This is a genomic window from Erwinia sp. SLM-02 (genome assembly GCF_037450285.1).
Classification (GTDB): Bacteria; Pseudomonadota; Gammaproteobacteria; order Enterobacterales; family Enterobacteriaceae; genus Erwinia.
Genome location: NZ_JAQISN010000003.1, coordinates 67,247 through 85,590, shown reverse-complemented (window position 1 = coordinate 85,590; position 18,344 = coordinate 67,247). Strand labels below are relative to the sequence as shown.

At 54.1% G+C, this 18,344-nt stretch carries 20 protein-coding genes; 7 read left to right on the top strand and 13 right to left on the bottom strand.

What is annotated here, in order from left to right; genetic code table 11:
- Positions 1-110: 110 nt before the first annotated feature.
- The 4 genes from glmM to rlmE all read right to left on the bottom strand — a co-directional run bounded on the left by glmM (position 111) and on the right by rlmE (position 5,050).
- On the bottom strand, positions 111-1,445 hold the full coding sequence (gene glmM / locus PGH32_RS17265; RefSeq protein ID WP_337894663.1) for a phosphoglucosamine mutase: 1,335 nt from the start codon (positions 1,443-1,445) through the stop codon (positions 111-113).
- A 3-nt stretch (positions 1,446-1,448) separates the two neighbouring features.
- Positions 1,449-2,285, bottom strand: a complete 837-nt coding sequence (gene folP, locus PGH32_RS17260) for a dihydropteroate synthase (RefSeq protein ID WP_337894662.1) — start codon at positions 2,283-2,285, stop codon at positions 1,449-1,451.
- A 135-nt stretch (positions 2,286-2,420) separates the two neighbouring features.
- Positions 2,421-4,304, bottom strand: a complete 1,884-nt coding sequence (ftsH, locus tag PGH32_RS17255; protein ID WP_314424444.1) for an ATP-dependent zinc metalloprotease FtsH — start codon at positions 4,302-4,304, stop codon at positions 2,421-2,423.
- Between the two features lie 116 nt (positions 4,305-4,420).
- Positions 4,421-5,050 carry a 23S rRNA (uridine(2552)-2'-O)-methyltransferase RlmE gene (rlmE, locus tag PGH32_RS17250; protein ID WP_314424447.1) on the bottom strand — a complete coding sequence of 210 codons (630 nt, stop codon included), beginning with the start codon at positions 5,048-5,050 and terminating at the stop codon, positions 4,421-4,423.
- A gap of 127 nt (positions 5,051-5,177) precedes the next feature.
- Between rlmE and yhbY the strand changes: the two genes are divergently transcribed.
- Positions 5,178-5,471 (top strand): ribosome assembly RNA-binding protein YhbY, encoded by a 294-nt coding sequence (gene yhbY, locus PGH32_RS17245; RefSeq protein ID WP_123336132.1) that lies wholly within the window; start codon positions 5,178-5,180, stop codon positions 5,469-5,471.
- A gap of 143 nt (positions 5,472-5,614) precedes the next feature.
- Here the strand turns inward: yhbY and greA are convergent, their stop codons facing one another.
- The gene (greA, locus tag PGH32_RS17240; RefSeq protein WP_123336130.1) at positions 5,615-6,097 is read right to left on the bottom strand and encodes a transcription elongation factor GreA; all 483 of its coding nucleotides are present in this window, start codon (positions 6,095-6,097) and stop codon (positions 5,615-5,617) included.
- A 249-nt stretch (positions 6,098-6,346) separates the two neighbouring features.
- Here greA and dacB point away from each other — a divergent pair, with 249 nt between their 5' ends.
- The 4 genes from dacB (at position 6,347) to PGH32_RS17220 (ending at position 10,814) form a co-directional block, all read left to right on the top strand.
- The gene (gene dacB / locus PGH32_RS17235) at positions 6,347-7,780 is read left to right on the top strand and encodes a serine-type D-Ala-D-Ala carboxypeptidase (protein WP_314424454.1); all 1,434 of its coding nucleotides are present in this window, start codon (positions 6,347-6,349) and stop codon (positions 7,778-7,780) included.
- Between the two features lie 3 nt (positions 7,781-7,783).
- The gene (gene pmrA, locus PGH32_RS17230) at positions 7,784-8,446 is read left to right on the top strand and encodes a two-component system response regulator PmrA (protein ID WP_314424457.1); all 663 of its coding nucleotides are present in this window, start codon (positions 7,784-7,786) and stop codon (positions 8,444-8,446) included.
- Positions 8,443-9,501 (top strand): two-component system sensor histidine kinase PmrB, encoded by a 1,059-nt coding sequence (gene pmrB / locus PGH32_RS17225; protein ID WP_337894661.1) that lies wholly within the window; start codon positions 8,443-8,445, stop codon positions 9,499-9,501. Before pmrA ends, pmrB begins: the two co-directional genes overlap by 4 nt.
- A gap of 140 nt (positions 9,502-9,641) precedes the next feature.
- The gene (locus tag PGH32_RS17220) at positions 9,642-10,814 is read left to right on the top strand and encodes an isochorismate synthase (protein ID WP_337894660.1); all 1,173 of its coding nucleotides are present in this window, start codon (positions 9,642-9,644) and stop codon (positions 10,812-10,814) included.
- 142 nt (positions 10,815-10,956) lie between these two features.
- Here the strand turns inward: PGH32_RS17220 and cgtA are convergent, their stop codons facing one another.
- From cgtA to rplU, 3 genes are all read right to left on the bottom strand, one after another.
- Positions 10,957-12,135 carry an Obg family GTPase CgtA gene (cgtA, locus tag PGH32_RS17215; RefSeq protein ID WP_314424466.1) on the bottom strand — a complete coding sequence of 393 codons (1,179 nt, stop codon included), beginning with the start codon at positions 12,133-12,135 and terminating at the stop codon, positions 10,957-10,959.
- Between the two features lie 447 nt (positions 12,136-12,582).
- Positions 12,583-12,840 carry a 50S ribosomal protein L27 gene (rpmA, locus tag PGH32_RS17210; protein WP_017349604.1) on the bottom strand — a complete coding sequence of 86 codons (258 nt, stop codon included), beginning with the start codon at positions 12,838-12,840 and terminating at the stop codon, positions 12,583-12,585.
- Between the two features lie 15 nt (positions 12,841-12,855).
- Positions 12,856-13,167, bottom strand: coding sequence for a 50S ribosomal protein L21 (gene rplU / locus PGH32_RS17205; protein WP_123336110.1), 312 nt, complete (start codon positions 13,165-13,167; stop codon positions 12,856-12,858).
- 262 nt (positions 13,168-13,429) lie between these two features.
- On the opposite strand from rplU, the gene ispB reads away from it, so the two are divergent.
- Both ispB and PGH32_RS17195 read left to right on the top strand, forming a co-directional pair.
- Positions 13,430-14,404, top strand: coding sequence for an octaprenyl diphosphate synthase (ispB, locus tag PGH32_RS17200; protein ID WP_314424473.1), 975 nt, complete (start codon positions 13,430-13,432; stop codon positions 14,402-14,404).
- Between the two features lie 307 nt (positions 14,405-14,711).
- The gene (locus PGH32_RS17195) at positions 14,712-14,972 is read left to right on the top strand and encodes a helix-turn-helix domain-containing protein (RefSeq protein WP_314424476.1); all 261 of its coding nucleotides are present in this window, start codon (positions 14,712-14,714) and stop codon (positions 14,970-14,972) included.
- 51 nt (positions 14,973-15,023) lie between these two features.
- On the opposite strand, the gene murA is transcribed toward PGH32_RS17195, so the two are convergent.
- From murA to mlaD, 5 genes are all read right to left on the bottom strand, one after another.
- On the bottom strand, positions 15,024-16,286 hold the full coding sequence (murA, locus tag PGH32_RS17190; protein ID WP_314424479.1) for a UDP-N-acetylglucosamine 1-carboxyvinyltransferase: 1,263 nt from the start codon (positions 16,284-16,286) through the stop codon (positions 15,024-15,026).
- A gap of 79 nt (positions 16,287-16,365) precedes the next feature.
- Entirely contained in the window at positions 16,366-16,620 is a 255-nt protein-coding gene (gene ibaG, locus PGH32_RS17185; RefSeq protein ID WP_105593107.1) for a BolA family iron metabolism protein IbaG, read from the bottom strand.
- A 228-nt stretch (positions 16,621-16,848) separates the two neighbouring features.
- Positions 16,849-17,148: a lipid asymmetry maintenance protein MlaB gene (mlaB, locus tag PGH32_RS17180; RefSeq protein ID WP_314424484.1), complete on the bottom strand. Its 300-nt coding sequence runs from the start codon at positions 17,146-17,148 to the stop codon at positions 16,849-16,851.
- A gap of 5 nt (positions 17,149-17,153) precedes the next feature.
- Positions 17,154-17,789: a phospholipid-binding protein MlaC gene (mlaC, locus tag PGH32_RS17175; RefSeq protein ID WP_314424487.1), complete on the bottom strand. Its 636-nt coding sequence runs from the start codon at positions 17,787-17,789 to the stop codon at positions 17,154-17,156.
- Positions 17,789-18,343 carry an outer membrane lipid asymmetry maintenance protein MlaD gene (gene mlaD, locus PGH32_RS17170; protein WP_314424489.1) on the bottom strand — a complete coding sequence of 185 codons (555 nt, stop codon included), beginning with the start codon at positions 18,341-18,343 and terminating at the stop codon, positions 17,789-17,791. Before mlaD ends, mlaC begins: the two co-directional genes overlap by 1 nt.
- Position 18,344: the final 1 nt, after the last annotated feature.

Sequence of the window (18,344 nt, the reverse complement as noted above, 5' to 3'; positions counted from 1 at the left end):
CAAGGGTTTTTACGAAAAGGGACCGTAAATGACGGGCAAAAAACCGGCGTGAGGCACAGGTAAACAGACGATGAAAGAGGGCCAGGTCACTGCCCGGCCCTCTCACCGGATTAGACGGCTTTCACCGCATCGGCAATACGATGAGCCAGCGCGGTAACCTGCGCTTCGTCTTCCCCTTCCACCATCACGCGGATCAACGGCTCGGTGCCGGATTTACGCAGCAGCACACGGCCCCGCCCTTTCAGTTCAGCTTCCACTGCGCTGGTCACCGCTTTAACCTGCGCATCTTCCAGCGGATCGTTTTCCCCACTAAAGCGCACGTTGACCAGAATTTGCGGCAGCAGCTTCATGCCGCTGCACAGGTCGTGCAGCGTCATATGGTTACGGACCATGGCAGTTAGTACTTGCAAACCTGCTACCACGCCGTCGCCGGTTGTTGTCTTATCAAGCAGGATCACATGACCGGAATTTTCAGCGCCCAGACGCCAGCCTTTTTCTTTGAGTTTTTCCAGGACGTACCGGTCACCCACCTTGGCGCGTGCAAACGGAATACCCAGCTGTTTAAGCGCCAGCTCCAGGCCCATATTGCTCATCAGCGTACCGACGACGCCACCGCGCAGCTGCCCCTGGCGCAGCCCCTCGCGGGCAATGATATAAAGGATCTGATCGCCATCCACCTTCTGGCCCAGATGGTCAACCATCATGATGCGGTCGCCGTCCCCGTCGTAAGCCAGGCCCAGGTCGGCTTTCTCTGCCAGCACGCGCTCCTGCAGCAGCCGCAGGTCGGTCGCGCCGCATTCTTTATTGATATTCATGCCGTTGGGCTGAACGCCAATAGAGATAACGTCCGCACCCAGCTCACGCAGCACATTCGGTGCAATGTGATAGGTGGCTCCATTGGCGCAATCCACCACGATTTTCAAGCCATTGAGGCTTAACTCACTTGGGAAGGTCCCTTTACAAAATTCGATGTAGCGCCCGGCCGCATCAACAATTCGGCTGGCACGCCCCAGCTCAATGGACTCAACGCAGGTAATGGGTTTTTCCATCTCGGCTTCGATCGCTTCTTCCACTTCATCCGGCAGCTTGGTGCCTTCGGTGGAGAAGAACTTAATGCCGTTATCGTCAAACGGATTATGGGAAGCTGAAATCACAATACCGGCTTCGGCACGGAATGTGCGGGTCAGGTAGGCCACCGCAGGTGTCGGCATTGGCCCGGTAAAGGCGGCAGACAGCCCGGCCGCAGCCAGTCCGGCTTCCAGCGCAGATTCCAGCATATAGCCAGAAATACGCGTGTCTTTGCCGATGATAATTTTCTTCGAGCCGTGGCGTGCCAGCACCTTTCCTGCTGCCCAGCCCAGCTTGAGAACAAAGTCTGGCGTGATTGGATATTCACCCACTTTGCCGCGAATGCCATCGGTACCAAAATACTTGCGGTTGCTCATACGTTATTCTTCCTTCGCTGACTGAGTCGCTTCGACGACGCGCATCGCCTCTACGGTTTCTTTTACATCATGTACGCGCAAAATATGAGCGCCCTGCATCGCCGCAATGACCGCGCAGGCAATGCTGCCGGTTAAACGCTGCCCGGGCCCCACGTTCAGCAGCTGGCCAATCATACTTTTACGCGACATACCGACTAACAGCGGCAGGCCAAAGTGATGATAATCGGCCAGGTGCGCCAGAAGTTGATAATTATGGGAAAGATTCTTACCGAAACCAAAACCCGGGTCGAGCAGTAGCTGCGATTTATTGATCCCTGCCGCTTCACATCGGGCGATATGCTGGACGAAAAAGTCATCAACATCGCGCAGAATGTTCTGATAGTTGGGAGACTGCTGCATGGTTTTTGGCTCTCCCTGCATGTGCATCAGGCACACCGGCAGACCGGTTTCAGCAGCGGCTTCAAGGGCTCCCGGCTCCTGCAGAGAGCGAATATCATTGAGGATATGCGCACCCGCTCGGGCAGATTCGCGGATGACCTCAGGTTTAGAGGTGTCCACCGATATCCAGACTTCAAAGCGCTGTGCAATCGCCTCTACTACGGGAATCACGCGGTCCAGCTCTTCGGCTACGCTGACGTCCTTCGCTCCGGGCCGGGTTGACTCACCGCCGACGTCAATAATCGTGGCGCCCGCGTTAATCATCTCATTCGCGTGAGTCAGAGCCTGAATCAGTTCGTTGTGCTTACCGCCGTCAGAAAATGAATCGGGAGTGACGTTCAGGATCCCCATCACATGCGGATGTGAGAGGTCGAGTACGGTATCTCTGGCGTACAGCTTCATGACGAGCGATCTCCGGTAAAATAGGTATAAAAAAACCCCGACCAAAGCCGGGGTTCAGCATTATAGCAGCATATTGACTGCGAACCTGGCAGAACCCACAGGGATTTCGCCAGGTCACTATCACACGATTTTATCTCAGCCGGTCACGTCGTCGTTTGGACGCGCAGTTTGAGTCGTGGCACTTTTATCAATATTCACTGGCTCTTCCCAGCCTGCTGGCGGACGAACTTCGCGACGCGCCATCAGATCGCTGATCTGTGGGGCATCGATGGTTTCATACTTCATCAGCGCGTCTTTCATCGCGTGAAGGATGTCCATATTTTCGTCCAGAATACGGCGGGCACGTGCATAGTTGGTATCAATCAGCTTTTTAACTTCCTGATCGATAATACGCGCCGTTTCATCCGACATATGCTTAGCTTTCGCAACGGAGCGGCCGAGGAACACTTCACCATCCTCTTCCGCGTACAGCAGTGGCCCCAGTTTTTCGGAGAAGCCCCACTGAGTCACCATGTTGCGCGCAACGCTGGTCGCCATTTTGATATCGGACGACGCGCCGGTAGAAACATAATCCGAACCGTAGATAATCTCTTCCGCCAGACGTCCGCCGTAAGCGACAGAAATACGGCTTTCCAGTTTCTGTCGGTTGGCGCTGATTTCATCCCCTACCGGCAGGAAGAAGGCAACGCCTAACGCTCTGCCACGAGGAATGATGGTAACTTTATGCACCGGATCGTAGCCCGGAACCAGCGTACCGACGATAGCATGGCCTGCTTCGTGGTAAGCGGTTGATTCTTTTTGCGCTTCGGTCATCACCATGGAGCGACGTTCTGCCCCCATCATGATTTTGTCTTTGGCTTTTTCAAACTCAACCATCGACACCACGCGCTTATTGCCTCGGGCAGCAAACAGCGCCGCTTCGTTGACCAGGTTTGCAAGGTCAGCACCGGAGAAGCCAGGGGTGCCACGGGCAATGATTGCTGCATCAATATCCGGTGCCAGCGGTACACGGCGCATATGCACTTTCATGATTTGCTCGCGACCGCGAACATCTGGCAGACCGACCACAACCTGACGGTCGAAACGGCCCGGACGCAGCAGCGCAGGATCCAGTACGTCAGGACGGTTCGTTGCGGCAATAACGATAATACCTTCGTTACCTTCGAAACCATCCATCTCAACCAGCATCTGGTTCAGCGTCTGTTCACGCTCATCGTGACCACCGCCCAGTCCCGCACCACGCTGACGACCCACCGCATCAATTTCATCGATAAAGATGATGCACGGCGCCGCTTTTTTAGCCTGTTCAAACATATCACGCACGCGGGATGCACCTACACCCACGAACATTTCAACAAAGTCTGAACCTGAAATGGTGAAGAACGGCACTTTCGCTTCGCCCGCAATAGCTTTAGCCAGCAGGGTTTTACCGGTACCCGGAGGACCGACCATCAGGATGCCTTTAGGAATCTTGCCGCCCAGCTTCTGGAATCGGCTGGGTTCACGCAGGTATTCAACCAGCTCGCCCACTTCCTCTTTCGCTTCGTCGCAGCCTGCAACGTCCGCAAAGGTGGTTTTAATCTGGTCTTCCGTCAGCATACGGGCTTTGCTCTTGCCGAAGGACATCGCGCCCTTACCGCCGCCGCCCTGCATCTGACGCATAAAGAAGATCCAGACACCAATCAGTAACAGCATTGGGAACCAGGAGATGAAGATCGACGCCAGCAGGCTAGGCTCTTCCGGTGGTTCACCCACTACTTTCACATTTTTAGTCAACAGGTTATCGAGTAACTTGGGATCGTTGACGGGAATGTAAGTGGTATAGCGATTACTATCTTTTTTGGTTACGTTAATTTCACGCCCGTTAATACGTGCCTCGCGGACCTGATCCTGGTTCACTTCTGACAGGAAGGTTGAGTAATCAACCCTACGGCCATTCGACTCGCTGGGCCCAAAGCTCTGGAATACAGACATCAGCACAACCGCGATGACTAACCAGAGAATTAGGTTTTTCGCCATGTCACTCAAGGGATTAACCTCTTATTACAACTGTGTTAACAGACAGCGTAGGGTACTACATATCCTTCACATCTGGAATCGCTACAATACTACGGCGGCGGATCCGGCTGTGAGGGTTACAGTTTGCGCCCTGTCGCTACAATGTACACTTCACGCGAACGAGAACGTGAAGCGTCCGGCTTACGAATTTTTACTTTCGTAAACAGGGAGCGAATTTCCCGCAGGTATTCTTCAAAACCATCTCCCTGAAACACCTTCACTAAAAAGCTGCCACCGGGTGCCAGTACATCACGGCACATTTCCAGGGCAAGCTCACATAAATACATCGACCGGGGAATATCCACTGCGGGTGTACCCGTCATGTTGGGTGCCATATCCGACATCACAACCTGAACTTTAGTCTCACCAACACGTTCCAGCAGAGTTTTCAGTACTTCCTCATCGCGAAAATCGCCCTGAAGGAAGTCGACACCAACGATGGGATCCATAGGCAGGATATCACAGGCAATAACGCGACCTTTTGACCCAATCTGCGTTACCACGTACTGTGACCAACCGCCGGGAGCCGCACCAAGATCAACCACGGTCATCCCGGGTTTGAAGAGTTTGTCGCCCTGCTGTATTTCATCCAGTTTAAACCAGGCGCGCGAACGCAACCCTTTTTTCTGTGCCTGAAGCACATATTTATCGCTAAAGTGTTCCTGTAGCCAGCGGCTGGAACTGGCCGAACGCTTTTTACCAGTCATACAATTTCCAACTATGATTCATTGTTTGCGATAAATAACCGCGCAAATCAGCGATGCCGATTTGGTGATACACTCGAGATGGCGGTAGAATGACCCGTTTTCAATCCCAATGTAAGTAAAAAATACGATGAATCTGAGTACCAAACAAAAACAGCACCTGAAAGGTCTGGCCCATCCGCTGAAGCCCGTTGTCATGCTGGGCAACAACGGCCTGACCGAGGGAGTGCTGGCCGAGATCGAACATGCACTGGAGCACCATGAACTCATCAAGGTGAAAATCGCCACGGAAGACCGTGAGACGAAAGCCCTGGTGGTCGAAGCTATCGTGCGCGAAACCCGTGCAGTGAATGTACAGGTTATCGGCAAAACGCTGGTGCTGTACCGTCCAACGAAGGAACGCAAGATCTCCATTCCGCGCTGAGGGGGCGGCTGGTCAGCTGACCGGCCATTCCATACAAACTCAGGTCAGGAGAAAGTGCCACGCTCCTCATTCTGATAAAAGGCCGCAGTGCGGCCTTTTTCTTATCTTTACAAAACCCTCATGCGCAATGAGGATAGCAAGACTCAGAGGTACTGAACGTTTAACACTTCATATTCCACATCGCCGCCCGGGGTTTTGATGATAGCAACATCATCAACAACTTTACCCACCAGGCCGCGCGCCATCGGCGAATTGATAGAGATCAGATTCTGCTTAAAGTTAGCTTCATCATCACCCACAATACGGTAGGTTGACTCTTCATCCGTATCCACGTTCAACACGGTAACGGTGGCACCAAAAATCACCCGACCGTTAGCATTGCTGGCCATTTTTGTGACGTCAATCACCTGGGCATTAGAAAGCTTGGCTTCAATTTCCTGGATACGGCCCTCGCAGAATCCCTGCTCTTCGCGAGCAGCATGATATTCCGCATTCTCCTTCAGGTCGCCGTGCTCCCGTGCTTCAGCAATTGAGGCAATAATCCTGGGGCGTTTTACAGTTTTAAGCTCTTCCAGCTCTTCGCGCAGTTTATCAGCGCCTTTTAACGTCATCGGAATCTGGTTCATCTCAATACCTCTTAAAATCTGTCCTGTTCAAAGTGTCGTCGTCCTGACGGATGGTATGCAGAAAAGGCGTTCTGCGGCGCTTTCTACTGATTTAAAACAAAAGAAGCCTGACCCGGAGTAAACTCCAGGTCAGGATCTATTTTTCAATTTGATACGTATTTTACCCCAGAGTTCCCTGGGGGTCATCGTTTACTTTCCCCCGCAATGCACCGTAGTATGACAGCATCACCTGTCAGTTACCGCGAGATTATGCGATTTTCACGAATTGTTACCGGCCTTAGCTGCGCATTTATGCTGCAGACACAAGCAGCCCCCGTCGAAGACTACACACAGTACCTACCCGACGGTGCCAACCTGGCGCTCGTAGTGCAAAAAATTGGGGCGACGACGCCCTCTATTGATTATCACAGCCAGCAGATGGCGCTGCCGGCCAGTACAATGAAGGTGATTACCGCGCTGGCCGCCATGCTGCAGCTTGGCCCTGATTACCGCTTCAATACCCAGCTGGAGAGCAAGGGTAGCATCAGCGGCAATACGCTGCGCGGCGATCTGGTTGCCCGATTCGGCGGCGATCCTACCCTGACGCGCCAGGATCTGCGCAATATGGTTACCAACCTGAAAAAACAGGGCGTGGAGCATGTTGCCGGTAATCTGGTCATTGATACGTCGGTGTTTGCCAGCCACGATAAAGCGCCCGGCTGGCCGTGGAACGATATGACGCAGTGCTTCAGCGCGCCGCCGGGTGCAGCGATTGTCGATCGTAATTGCTTCTCGGTTTCGCTCTACAGCGCGCAAACGCCGGGGGAAAAAGCCTTTATTCGTGTGGCATCCTGGTACCCGGTCAATATGTTCAGTGAAGTCCGAACGCTGGCCAGAGGATCGGCAGATGCGCAGTACTGCGAGCTGGATGTCGTGCCTGGCGAACTGAATCGCTTCACGCTCACCGGCTGCCTGACCCAGCGCGCAGAACCCCTGCCCCTGGCCTTCGCCATCCAGGACGGTGCCAGTTATGCCGGTGCAATTCTGAAATCTGAACTGCAAAATGCCGGCATTGATTATACCGGCCATCTGGTGCGCCAGACTCTGGTCACGCAGCCCGGCACCGTGCTGGCGCAGACTCAGTCGGCGCCGCTTCGCGATCTGCTGAAAATCATGCTGAAAAAGTCAGACAACATGATTGCCGATACGGTATTCCGCACGATCGGACATGAGCGCTTCAACGTGCCCGGCACATGGCGGGCAGGTTCAGATGCGGTGCGCCAGATCCTGCGCCAGAAAGCCAATATCGATTTGGGTAACAGTATCCAGGTCGATGGTTCCGGGCTTTCCCGTCACGATCTGATTTCTCCTGCTACCATGATGCAGGTGCTGCAATATATCGCGCAAAACGACCAACAGCTCAATATCATCTCCATGCTGCCGCTGGCCGGCTACGATGGCACGCTGCGCTATCGCGGTGGTCTGCACGAAGCGGGTGTTGACGGTAAAGTTTCGGCTAAAACCGGGTCACTGCAGGGGGTTTATAACCTGGCTGGCTTTATGACCACCGCCAGTGGACAGCGCGTGGCGTTTGTTCAGTTCCTCTCCGGTTATGCTGTACCGCCGGAGGATCAGCGTCAGCGCCGCATTCCGCTGGTCCGTTTTGAAAGCCGTCTGTATAAGGACGTTTATCGGAATAATTAATCAGTGAAAATATTAATTGTTGAGGACGATGAGCTGCTGCAGAAAGGGCTGACGCTGGCCATGACCGGGGAAGGTTACGCCGTTGACTGTGCAAGTAATGCGGCTCAGGCAGCCGCATTTCTGCGCAGCGGTCAGTACAGCCTGATTGTGCTGGATCTTGGTTTACCCGATCGTGATGGGGCCGAGCTGCTGCGCCAGTGGCGTAAAGAACAGATCGATTTGCCGGTGCTGATCCTGACGGCACGCGACGCGCTGGAAGACCGGGTAGAAGGGCTGGATGCCGGTGCTGACGACTATCTGGTGAAACCTTTCGCTCTGGTGGAGCTGAAAGCCCGCGTTCGGGCGCTGATCCGCCGCTATCAGGGACACAGCGATAACCTGCTGGAGCGTGGCGATATGACGCTCAATCTTTCCTCCCAGCAGGTTGCCGTCGATAACCTCCCGGTTGAGGTCACGCCAAAGGAGTTTGCTCTTTTGACTCGTCTGCTGATGCGCCTTGGCCAGACGGTACACCGCGAAACGCTGCAGCAGGATCTTTACAGCTGGCAGGACGACACCAGTTCGAATACGTTAGAGGTCCATATCCATAATCTTCGCCGCAAACTGGGCAAAGATCGCATCAAGACCGTGCGTGGAGTGGGCTACAGGCTGGAAGAGCGCGCATGAACAGCATGCGGCGGCGTTTGCTGATTATGCTGGCACTCATTCTGCTGAGCTGTCAGCTGATGAGTGCATTCTGGTTATGGCATGAAAGCCGGGAACAGATCGGCTTCCTGGTTAATGAAACGCTGAGCAATCATGCCCGCAATGAGCATGTCGAAAACGAGATCCGTGAAGCGATAGCGTCCCTCCTGCTTCCCTCACTGGTGATGGTTTGCTTTACCCTGCTGCTCTCTTTCTGGGCCATCAGCTGGATAATTCGCCCCCTGCGTTCCCTGCAAAGCAGCCTGGCCTCACGCTCGGCGGATAATCTCACGCCTCTGCCGCTGCATTCGGACATGGATGAAATTGTGGCAGTGACCGGTGCGCTGAATCAGCTACTCGCGCGCCTGGACCATACGCTGCAGCAGGAGCGGCTGTTTACGGCAGATGCGGCCCATGAGTTACGCACGCCGCTGGCAGGCCTGCGGCTGCATCTGGAACTGCTGGAGCAGGAAGGTAACCCGCTGGGTGCGATGCTGGTTGAGCGAGTCGATCAGTTGATGCATGTCATCGAGCAGTTGCTGATGCTGTCACGTGCCGGTCAAATGCTGGTAAGTGGTCACTACCAAACCCTCAGCTGGCAGGACGTGGTTCAGCCACTGCGGCTGGAGATGGAAGAGATGCTGGCCCTGAATCAACAGCAGCTCATTGTTAAAGATACCAGCCACGGCAGCCACGTTCAGGGCGACGCCGTTCTGCTGCGTCTGCTGCTGAGAAATCTGCTGGAGAACGCCTCGCGCTACAGCCCACAGGGCAGCAATATCACGCTGATACTGGCGGCCACTGAAAACGGTAGCCAGGTCACTGTGCGTGATGAAGGCCCGGGTATTCATGCTGGTGACGTTCAGGAGGTGGTAAAAGCGTTCCGCCGAATGGATCAGCGATTTGGCGGCAGCGGCCTGGGGCTGAATATCGTCCAGCGCATCGTGCAAATCCATCATGGCCAGCTGAGCCTGACTAACCGTAGCGATCGCACCGGCCTTGATGCCCAGTGCCGGTTTCCCCGGCAGCTTAACTGAGTCAGCCCTTCTTCGGAATAATCCCTGAGCGCATCGTTCTCCCCCAATTACCCCGTCAGATCAACGAACAGCCTTCAAAAATAGGGTAAAACGCTAAATAACAATTCTTACTTAATTTATTTTATAAATAAGGCCACACAATGGAATTGTTAACTTCAACAAGCGCGCTGCATATAGCCTCTGAGACTGCAGCCAGTGGATTTTTCTTTCTGTCTCCATGGCGTAGCCTCACCGCGAAAGGTTGCTTCACCACTATCAGCACGCCAGCGCGTGAAGGCGAAATCATTACGGGTCGTTTTCAACACGAAATCAGACGGCACCTGTCAGAAGCAAAACGTCAGGGGATCGTTAACCCGGTCGTCGTCGGTGCCATCCCCTTTGATATCAGCCAGCCCTCCGCCCTGTTTATTCCTGAAACGAGCCACTTTTTTGACCGCAGGAGCTTCCAGCCGCGGCAGCCCCCAGGCCCGGAGCATAATGATATTCTGCGTCGCCGGGCCCTGCCCGAGCGGCCTGATTTTATGCGGATGGTGAGTCAGGCTGTTGCAGCAACGGCCTCTTCTTCACTGGATAAAGTGGTTCTTTCGCGCCTGATGGACATCGTGACGGAAAAACCTGTCGACGTTGATAGCCTGATGAAAAAACTCATTGAGCAGAATCCCGACAGCTACAATTTTCACGTGCCGCTGGCACAGGGAGGATCGCTACTGGGGGCCAGCCCGGAACTGCTGCTGCGCATGCATGGCCGCAGCTATTACACTCACCCTCTGGCGGGTTCGGCCCGGCGTGACAGCGACCGGGAAAAGGATCGCGCAGCCGGCGAGCAACTGATGAACTCCGTAAAAGATCGTTATGAGCATCAGGTAGTGGTCGATGCCCTGCGCGACGTGCTGCAATCGCGCAGCCGGCACCTGACCCTCCCTGCCGAACCGGCACTGCTGAGTACCGGTACACTGTGGCATCTCGGCACCCCGATCAAGGGTGAAGCCCGCCACGCAGCGGAAAACGCCCTTTCGCTGGCCTGCCTGCTGCATCCGACTCCGGCGCTGAGTGGCTATCCTCACGCCAGCGCTATGCGGCTGATTGCAGAACTGGAACCTTTTGACCGTGATTTATTCGGCGGCATCGTGGGCTGGTGCGATGAGCATGGCAACGGTGAGTGGGTAGTGACAATCCGCTGTGGAAAAGTTGCCGGAAACCGGGTTCGCCTGTTTGCCGGCGCGGGGATTGTTCCCGATTCCACGCCTGAATCCGAATGGCGTGAAACCGGCATTAAACTAAATACCATGCTGCGCGCATTCGGCCTCAATTAACACCACGCCCTGCTGCCCCTGCCTCAGGGTATCGCGAGTCAAGAACAGGCGTGGCCGGCTTTACGCTGTTTCGCCGCTGACCAGCGCGATTATCGACTGAAAAAAAACAGGGACGCCGTGGCGTCCCTGTTTTCATCGAAGATTAGCGCTGATAAATGATTTCAACGCCTTCGTCGTCTTCATCGTCCCAGTCGTCATCCCAGTCGTCGTCTTCTTCAACGACAGGCTGCGATTCTTCCAGCTGCTGGCGATGGTAGTCATCCCACATGAATTCCACTTTCTCTGGCTGCTTAGCTTCCAGTTCGGCTTGTTTCGGGTTGGCATTGATGAAGGACATAATATCCCAGCACAATGGCGTAACGCCCACGCGGTTCGCGGCAGAGATCAGGTAGTACTTATCGGTCCAGCCCAGCGCATCAGCAATCGCCTTCGCGCGCGCTTCAGCCTCTTCGTTATCCAGCAGGTCGACCTTATTGAAAACCAGCCAGCGCGGCTTCTGGAACAGTTTCTCACTGTATTTTTCCAGCTCGCCGAGGATCACGCGGGCATTTTCCACCGGATCGCTTTCATCGATCGGTGCAAGGTCAATGGTATGCAGCAGTACGCGGCAGCGCTCAAGGTGCTTCAGGAAGCGGATCCCCAGGCCAGCGCCGTCGGAAGCGCCTTCAATCAGCCCCGGAATATCGGCCACTACAAAGCTCTGTTCGTTATCCATGCGCACCACGCCCAGGCTTGGTACCAGGGTGGTGAAGGGATAATCGGCAACTTTTGGTTTTGCTGCTGAGACGGCGCGGATGAAGGTCGATTTACCGGCGTTAGGCAGGCCAAGCATGCCCACGTCAGCCAGCAGCATCAGTTCCAGCTGCAGATCGCGTTTTTCACCCGGCGTGCCCATTGTTTTCTGGCGCGGGCTACGGTTTACGGACGATTTAAAGCGGGTGTTACCCAGCCCGTGCCAGCCGCCCTTCGCGACCATCAGCTGCTGCTGATGATGGGTCATATCGCCGATGGTTTCACCGGTGCCCTGATCGATAACGCGCGTGCCGACAGGCACTTTGATAATGATATCTTTACCGCGTTTCCCCGTACAGTCGCGGCTCTGGCCGTTTTGACCACGCTCCGCACGGAAGGATTTTTCAAACCGATAGTCAATCAGGGTATTCAGGTTTTCGTCGGCCTGCATATAAACGTCGCCGCCGTCGCCGCCGTCACCGCCGTCCGGACCACCACGAGGAATATACTTCTCACGACGGAAGCTGACGCAGCCATTGCCGCCGTCGCCTGCTACTGCCAGGATCGTCGCTTCATCAACAAACTTCATTTTACTTCTCCGTCACTCATTCGCCCGTGGCCCGGTGCCACTGCACCGGAACGGGATTGCTCCGCCGTGGCCATAAGCGATGACCCATTGCGGAAAATATGGCACCTGACGCCACGTTAGTTGCTCCGGTGAAGCCAGAGGCTTCGGTGTCGGAATGGCAAAATTCGGGCCAGTCAGGCGATAATAATTCTGAAAACATCAGCGTTAAAAAGACGTCAGCGTCATCGTTACGCCGAACAATGTCACCCGCCCGAGGAGAGGGATCCTCATCACCGGCAGCAACACTACTGAACATAAAGTGTACAGCAAAAACAGGATCTGTTGCGAGGCCAGTCGACGCAGTGAAATTCCCAGCAGGCAGAATGTAAAAAGCCCCGCACTTAGAATGCGGGGCTTTTCATTTCGCAGCAAGAAGTGGCATGGAAGCCACTCTGCGGCTCGAAAACCTTACTCAGCAACGATGCTGATGTATTTACGGTTGTTCGGGCCTTTAACTTCGAATTTGACCTTGCCGTCTGCAGTTGCAAACAGGGTGTGGTCACGACCGCAGCCAACGTTAGTACCTGCGTGGAATTTAGTACCACGCTGACGAACGATGATGCTACCAGCCAGAACTGATTCGCCGCCGAAACGTTTTACGCCCAGACGTTTTGCATTGGAGTCACGACCGTTACGGGTCGAGCCACCAGCTTTCTTGTGTGCCATTTGTCAGATCTCCTCTTAGGCGCTGATGCCAGTGATCTTCACATCAGTGAACCACTGACGGTGACCCTGCTGCTTACGGTAATGCTTACGACGACGGAACTTAACAATCTTGATCTTGTCGCCACGACCGTGAGCAACGATTTCCGCTTTGATCAGGCCACCTGAAACTAAAGGCGCGCCGATTTTAACGTCTTCGCCGTTGGCAATCATCAGAACCTGGTCGAACTCAATGGTTTCGCCGGTTGCGATGTCCAGCTTTTCCAGGCGAACGGTCTGACCTTCGCTTACTCGGTGTTGTTTACCACCACTTTGGAAAACCGCGTACATATAAAACTCCGCTCTCGCGCTTGCCTTTTTTTGATTATCAGGCTGCGCTATAAATATTCACAATAGGGCGCGAATTCTACGCAACTTCGCCGCCAATGACAAGTGCCAGTTACGCTGTATTGCAGAAAAAAAACGCAACGTGAATGGGACGCTTTCACCATCGTGTTTTTCAAGTACAATCTGTCATACATTTCATGCCACAGGCACGCGTAAAGGCGCTTATCATACCAGCAAACTGAGCGAGCGATAGCTGAACAGACTGATGAACTTAGAACAGATAAATGAACTTACCGCGCAGGATATGGCGGATGTCAATGCGACAATACTCGACCAGCTGAACTCGGACGTATCCCTTATCAATCAGCTGGGCCATTACATTATTAGCGGCGGTGGTAAACGCATCCGCCCGATGATCGCCGTTCTGGCTGCACGCGCTATCAATAATTACGATGGCAAGCAGCACATCGCCGTGGCGGCACTGATCGAATTTATTCACACCGCCACGCTGCTGCATGACGATGTGGTCGACGAGTCAGATATGCGCCGTGGCAAAGCCACGGCCAATGCTGCATTTGGCAATGCGGCCAGCGTGCTGGTTGGCGATTTTATTTATACTCGCGCCTTCCAGATGATGACCAGCCTCGGCTCGCTGCGGGTTCTGGCGCTGATGTCAGAAGCGGTTAACGTGATTGCCGAAGGGGAAGTTCTGCAGCTGATGAACTGCAACGACCCGGATATTACCGAAGAAAGTTATATGCGGGTTATCTACAGCAAAACGGCGCGTTTATTTGAAGCGGCCGCGCAATCTTCCGGGATCCTGGCCGGTGCCACCGCGGAGCAGGAGCAGGCTTTACAGGATTATGGCCGCTACATCGGCACGGCTTTCCAGCTGATCGACGATTTACTGGATTACAGTGCTGACGGTGCCACCCTGGGTAAAAACGTGGGTGACGATCTCAGCGAAGGCAAACCAACGCTGCCGCTGCTGCATGCCATGCGTAACGGAAACCCCGAGCAGGCCAGCATGATCCGTCAAGCCATTGAAGAAGGTAACGGGCGCCATTTACTGGAATCCGTTCTGGAAACGATGAATCAATGTGGTTCACTGGAATGGACGCGCCAGGCCGCTGAGCACGAAGCGGATAAAGCCATTACAGCCCTGCAGGTGCTGCCAGAATCGCCCTGGCGTAGCGCGCTTGAAGCCCTTGCGCACATGTCAGTACAACGCGAATATTAATTAAAAATGCGCGGAAATCCGCGCATTTCACCCTTCCTTCGAGCGCCGACTCGCCGCTGTGCATTCCAAAAACCGCTGACCGATGTAACGTTACATCATTTAGCTGCACTTTTGCGTAGAGCTACGCAAAACTGGCTCTTCGTATAAAAATTACTGGAAATTTATGGAAGCAACTTGCTATAAAGCATCTTATAAGTTCCGTTATGATCGTCAGGACTTTTAGGATGAAAACGGATGCACAGGCCAGCATCACTCCTGTGTAGTTTGTTTCCTGTTGTTTCCACAAGTGCACAAGGAGAAAGAGCACGTGGCCTATAATTCTCAAGACTGGCATCCTGCCGACATCATTGCAGCTCTGCGCAAAAGGGGCACTACCCTCGCAGAACAGTCTCGGCTGGCGGGGTTAAGCTCATCAACGCTGGCGAATACACTTTGCCGGCCGTGGCCTAAGGGAGAGTGGTTAATTGCCGATGCCCTGGAGATACATCCGGCGGAGATCTGGCCCAGCCGCTATTACGATGCCAGGACGAAACAGCTTATCGACCGTAAGAAACTGATCCGAAAATAAAAAAAGGGCCGGTGCTGATGACCGACCCTGGAGCAGAGATTACCGGTAAAATTACTCGTCGCCGCTGACGCGCTGAATATTCGCGCCCAGAGCCATTAACTTATCTTCGATATGCTCATAACCGCGATCGATATGATAGATACGGTCCACAATCGTCGTGCCTTCAGCAATACAGCCAGCCAGAACCAGGCTGGCTGATGCGCGTAGATCGGTCGCCATCACCTGAGCACCTGAAAGTTTTTCCACGCCGTGACAAATCAGGGTGTTACTTTCAATTTCACCGTGCGCGCCCATGCGTACCAGTTCCGGTACGTGCATAAAGCGGTTTTCAAAAATCGTTTCGGTGATCACCCCGGTTCCTTCAGCCACCAGATTCAGCAGGCTGAACTGCGCCTGCATATCCGTTGGGAAGCCTGGGTGCGGAGCGGTGCGCAGATTAACCGCTTTTGGACGCTTGCCGTGCATATCCAGGCTTATCCAGTCCTCGCCCACTTCAATGTCTGCACCGGCCTCACGCAGCTTAGCCAGTACCGCATCCAGCGTGTCGGGCTGAGCCGCACGACAGACCACTGCACCGCCGGAAATGGCAGCAGCGACCAGGAAAGTACCGGTTTCGATACGATCGGGAAGCACACGATAAACACCGCCGCCCAGGCGCTCTACGCCCTCGATGGTAATGCGATCGGAACCTGCGCCGGTAATTTTTGCACCCAGCGTATTCAGGAAGTTGGCGGTATCGACGATTTCCGGTTCGCGGGCGGCGTTTTCGATAATCGTGGTTCCGGTTGCCAGCGTGGCGGCGCTCATGATGGTGACCGTGGCACCCACGCTAACCTTATCCATGACGATATGCGCGCCCTTGAGACGCCCCTCGACCGACGCCTTAACATAGCCCTCTTCCAGCTTGATCTCCGCTCCCAGCTGTTCCAGGCCGGTAATATGCAGATCGACCGGGCGTGCGCCAATAGCACAGCCGCCGGGCAGTGAGACCTGTCCCTGACCAAAACGCGCCACCAGTGGACCCAGCGCCCAGATAGACGCGCGCATGGTTTTCACCAGATCGTAGGGTGCGCAGTAAACATCGACCTTACTGGCATCCAAATGTACCGAGCCATTACGCTCAGCCTTCACACCCAGCTGACCCAGCAGCTTCATGGTGGTATCAATGTCCTTGAGTTTCGGGACATTCTGAATCTCTACCGGTTCTTCAGCCAGCAAAGCAGCGAACAGGATTGGCAGGGCAGCATTTTTAGCCCCGGAAATTGTGACTTCACCACTCAGCCGGGTTGGACCCTGCACACGAAATTTATCCATTGCAACTGCTCTCTGTTGTCAGACCAAAAATCTGCGACTCAGCCCACCAGAACGCGATCGCGGGGTGGACCTCTGTCGCTTAGAAACCGTTTAACTTACGGTCACGCGCCCACTCTTCAGGAGTGTAAGTCTTGATTGATACGGCGTGAATACGGTTGTCCGCAATGTAGGCCATCAGGGGAGCATAGACCGTCTGCTGCTTCTTAACGCGGCTCAGTTCACCGAATAATTCACCCACGGCAATCACCTGAAAGTGGCTGCCGTCGCCGGTAACGTGGACTTCCTGCAGCGGTAACGCGCTCATAAGCACGGACTGAATTTCACTATTTTCCATGATGCTTTCAAATTCACCTGATAATAAACAGGCACACATATTAGTGGAATCTGCCTTACTCTTAAACAAGCAAAAAATGCCTGGGTCATCAGAAAAAGGCTAAAAAAGGATGATTAGCGCCATGCGCATCGCAAGGCAGAAGGGACAGGTAAGGGCAGAGGAATATAAAGATCAACGAACTCAAGATGTTCCGATATGATACGGCGACATTGGCCGCCGTATGTGGGATCAGCGCTTATCCGTAATTATTTCCTGAAGATTATAGAGGGTAATCAACGAAAGCAGCTTATCGGTTATCCCAGTGAAACGCGCCGTCTTACCCCTTTGCAGTACGATCTGCCGCAGATGCACCAGCAGCGCCAGTCCCGCAGAGTCTACGCGTTCCAGGCTGGACACATCAATGATATCGGCCTGCTGCATTAACGCATCCCGCTGCTGCCATAACGGCAGCAGGGTTTCTCGTTCAAGCTCACCGCTAAGGCGCAGCAGACCCGACTCGACTTTCCAGCTCAGCAAATCTGGCGTCATGTCGGTCACTGCTGTTTATCCAGAGTGATTGGCTGTTTCGCATAGGATTTCAACCGCTCGGTTAATCCGTCGATGCCTTTCTGACGCAGAATATCACTCCACTCATTTTGCTTGGTGGTAATCATGCTCACCCCTTCAGCAATCATGTCATAGGCCTGCCATTCACCCGTACGGCTGTTCTTACGCCACTGGAAATCCAGGCGCACCGGTGGGCGGCCATTCTTGTCGATGATGGTAACGCGAATGGCAATGATATCGGCATTGCCCAGCGGTTGCTCGGGGGCAATTTGGTAAGTCTGACCGTTGTAAAGCGCCAGAGCCTGGCCATAGGCCTGAGCCAGATACTCACCGAAAGCGTTGAAGTACGCTTCGCGCTGCGCCGGCGTCGCCTCTTTGTAATAGCGGCCCAGCACCAGAGCACCAGCATATTTCACCTGGACGTACGGCAGCAGTTCCTCTTTGACAACCTGGCGCAGATAGTTGGGATCCTGTTTGATCTTAGGCTGCTCGCTCTTCAAGCGGTCGAAGGTTTTCGCAGCCGCTTCGTTCATCACCGAATAGGGGTTGGTCTTATCCGCCGCCGCGTTAGCCGCAATCGGGGCAATAATCAGCATCGCAACCATCAGTAAACGTTTAAACATCACTTATCCTCTTCTGGAGTGTTCGCCGCAGCCGGTTGCTCAGGGGCACCATTATTGTCTGCCTTATCTGCGCTCTTATCGTCGCCATTTCCGCTTTTATACAGGAACTGACCTATCAAATCTTCCAGCACCATTGCCGACTTGGTGTCCTGCAGGGTACCGCCATCTTTCAGCGTCGCAGTCCCCATTTCCGGGTCATCGAAACCGATATTCATCGCCAGATACTGTTCACCCAGCAGACCGGATGTCCGCACCGCCAGCGAGCTGGTATCAGGGATATTGTTATACTTTTCCTCAATATCCATGGTGACCCGCGGTGAATAATTTTTAGGGTCAAGCTCAATATCCGTTACGCGGCCAATGACTACGCCGCCCACTTTGACCGGTGAACCTGACTTCAGGCCGCCGATATTGTCAAAGGTAGCATAGAGTTTCCACGTCGGTTCATTGCCGAGAGACTTAAGATCGGCAACGCGCAGACAGAGAAAGACGATCGCGCAAAGCGCAAACAGTAAGAAGGCACCTACCCAAATTTCGCTTTTTTTCGTTTGCATC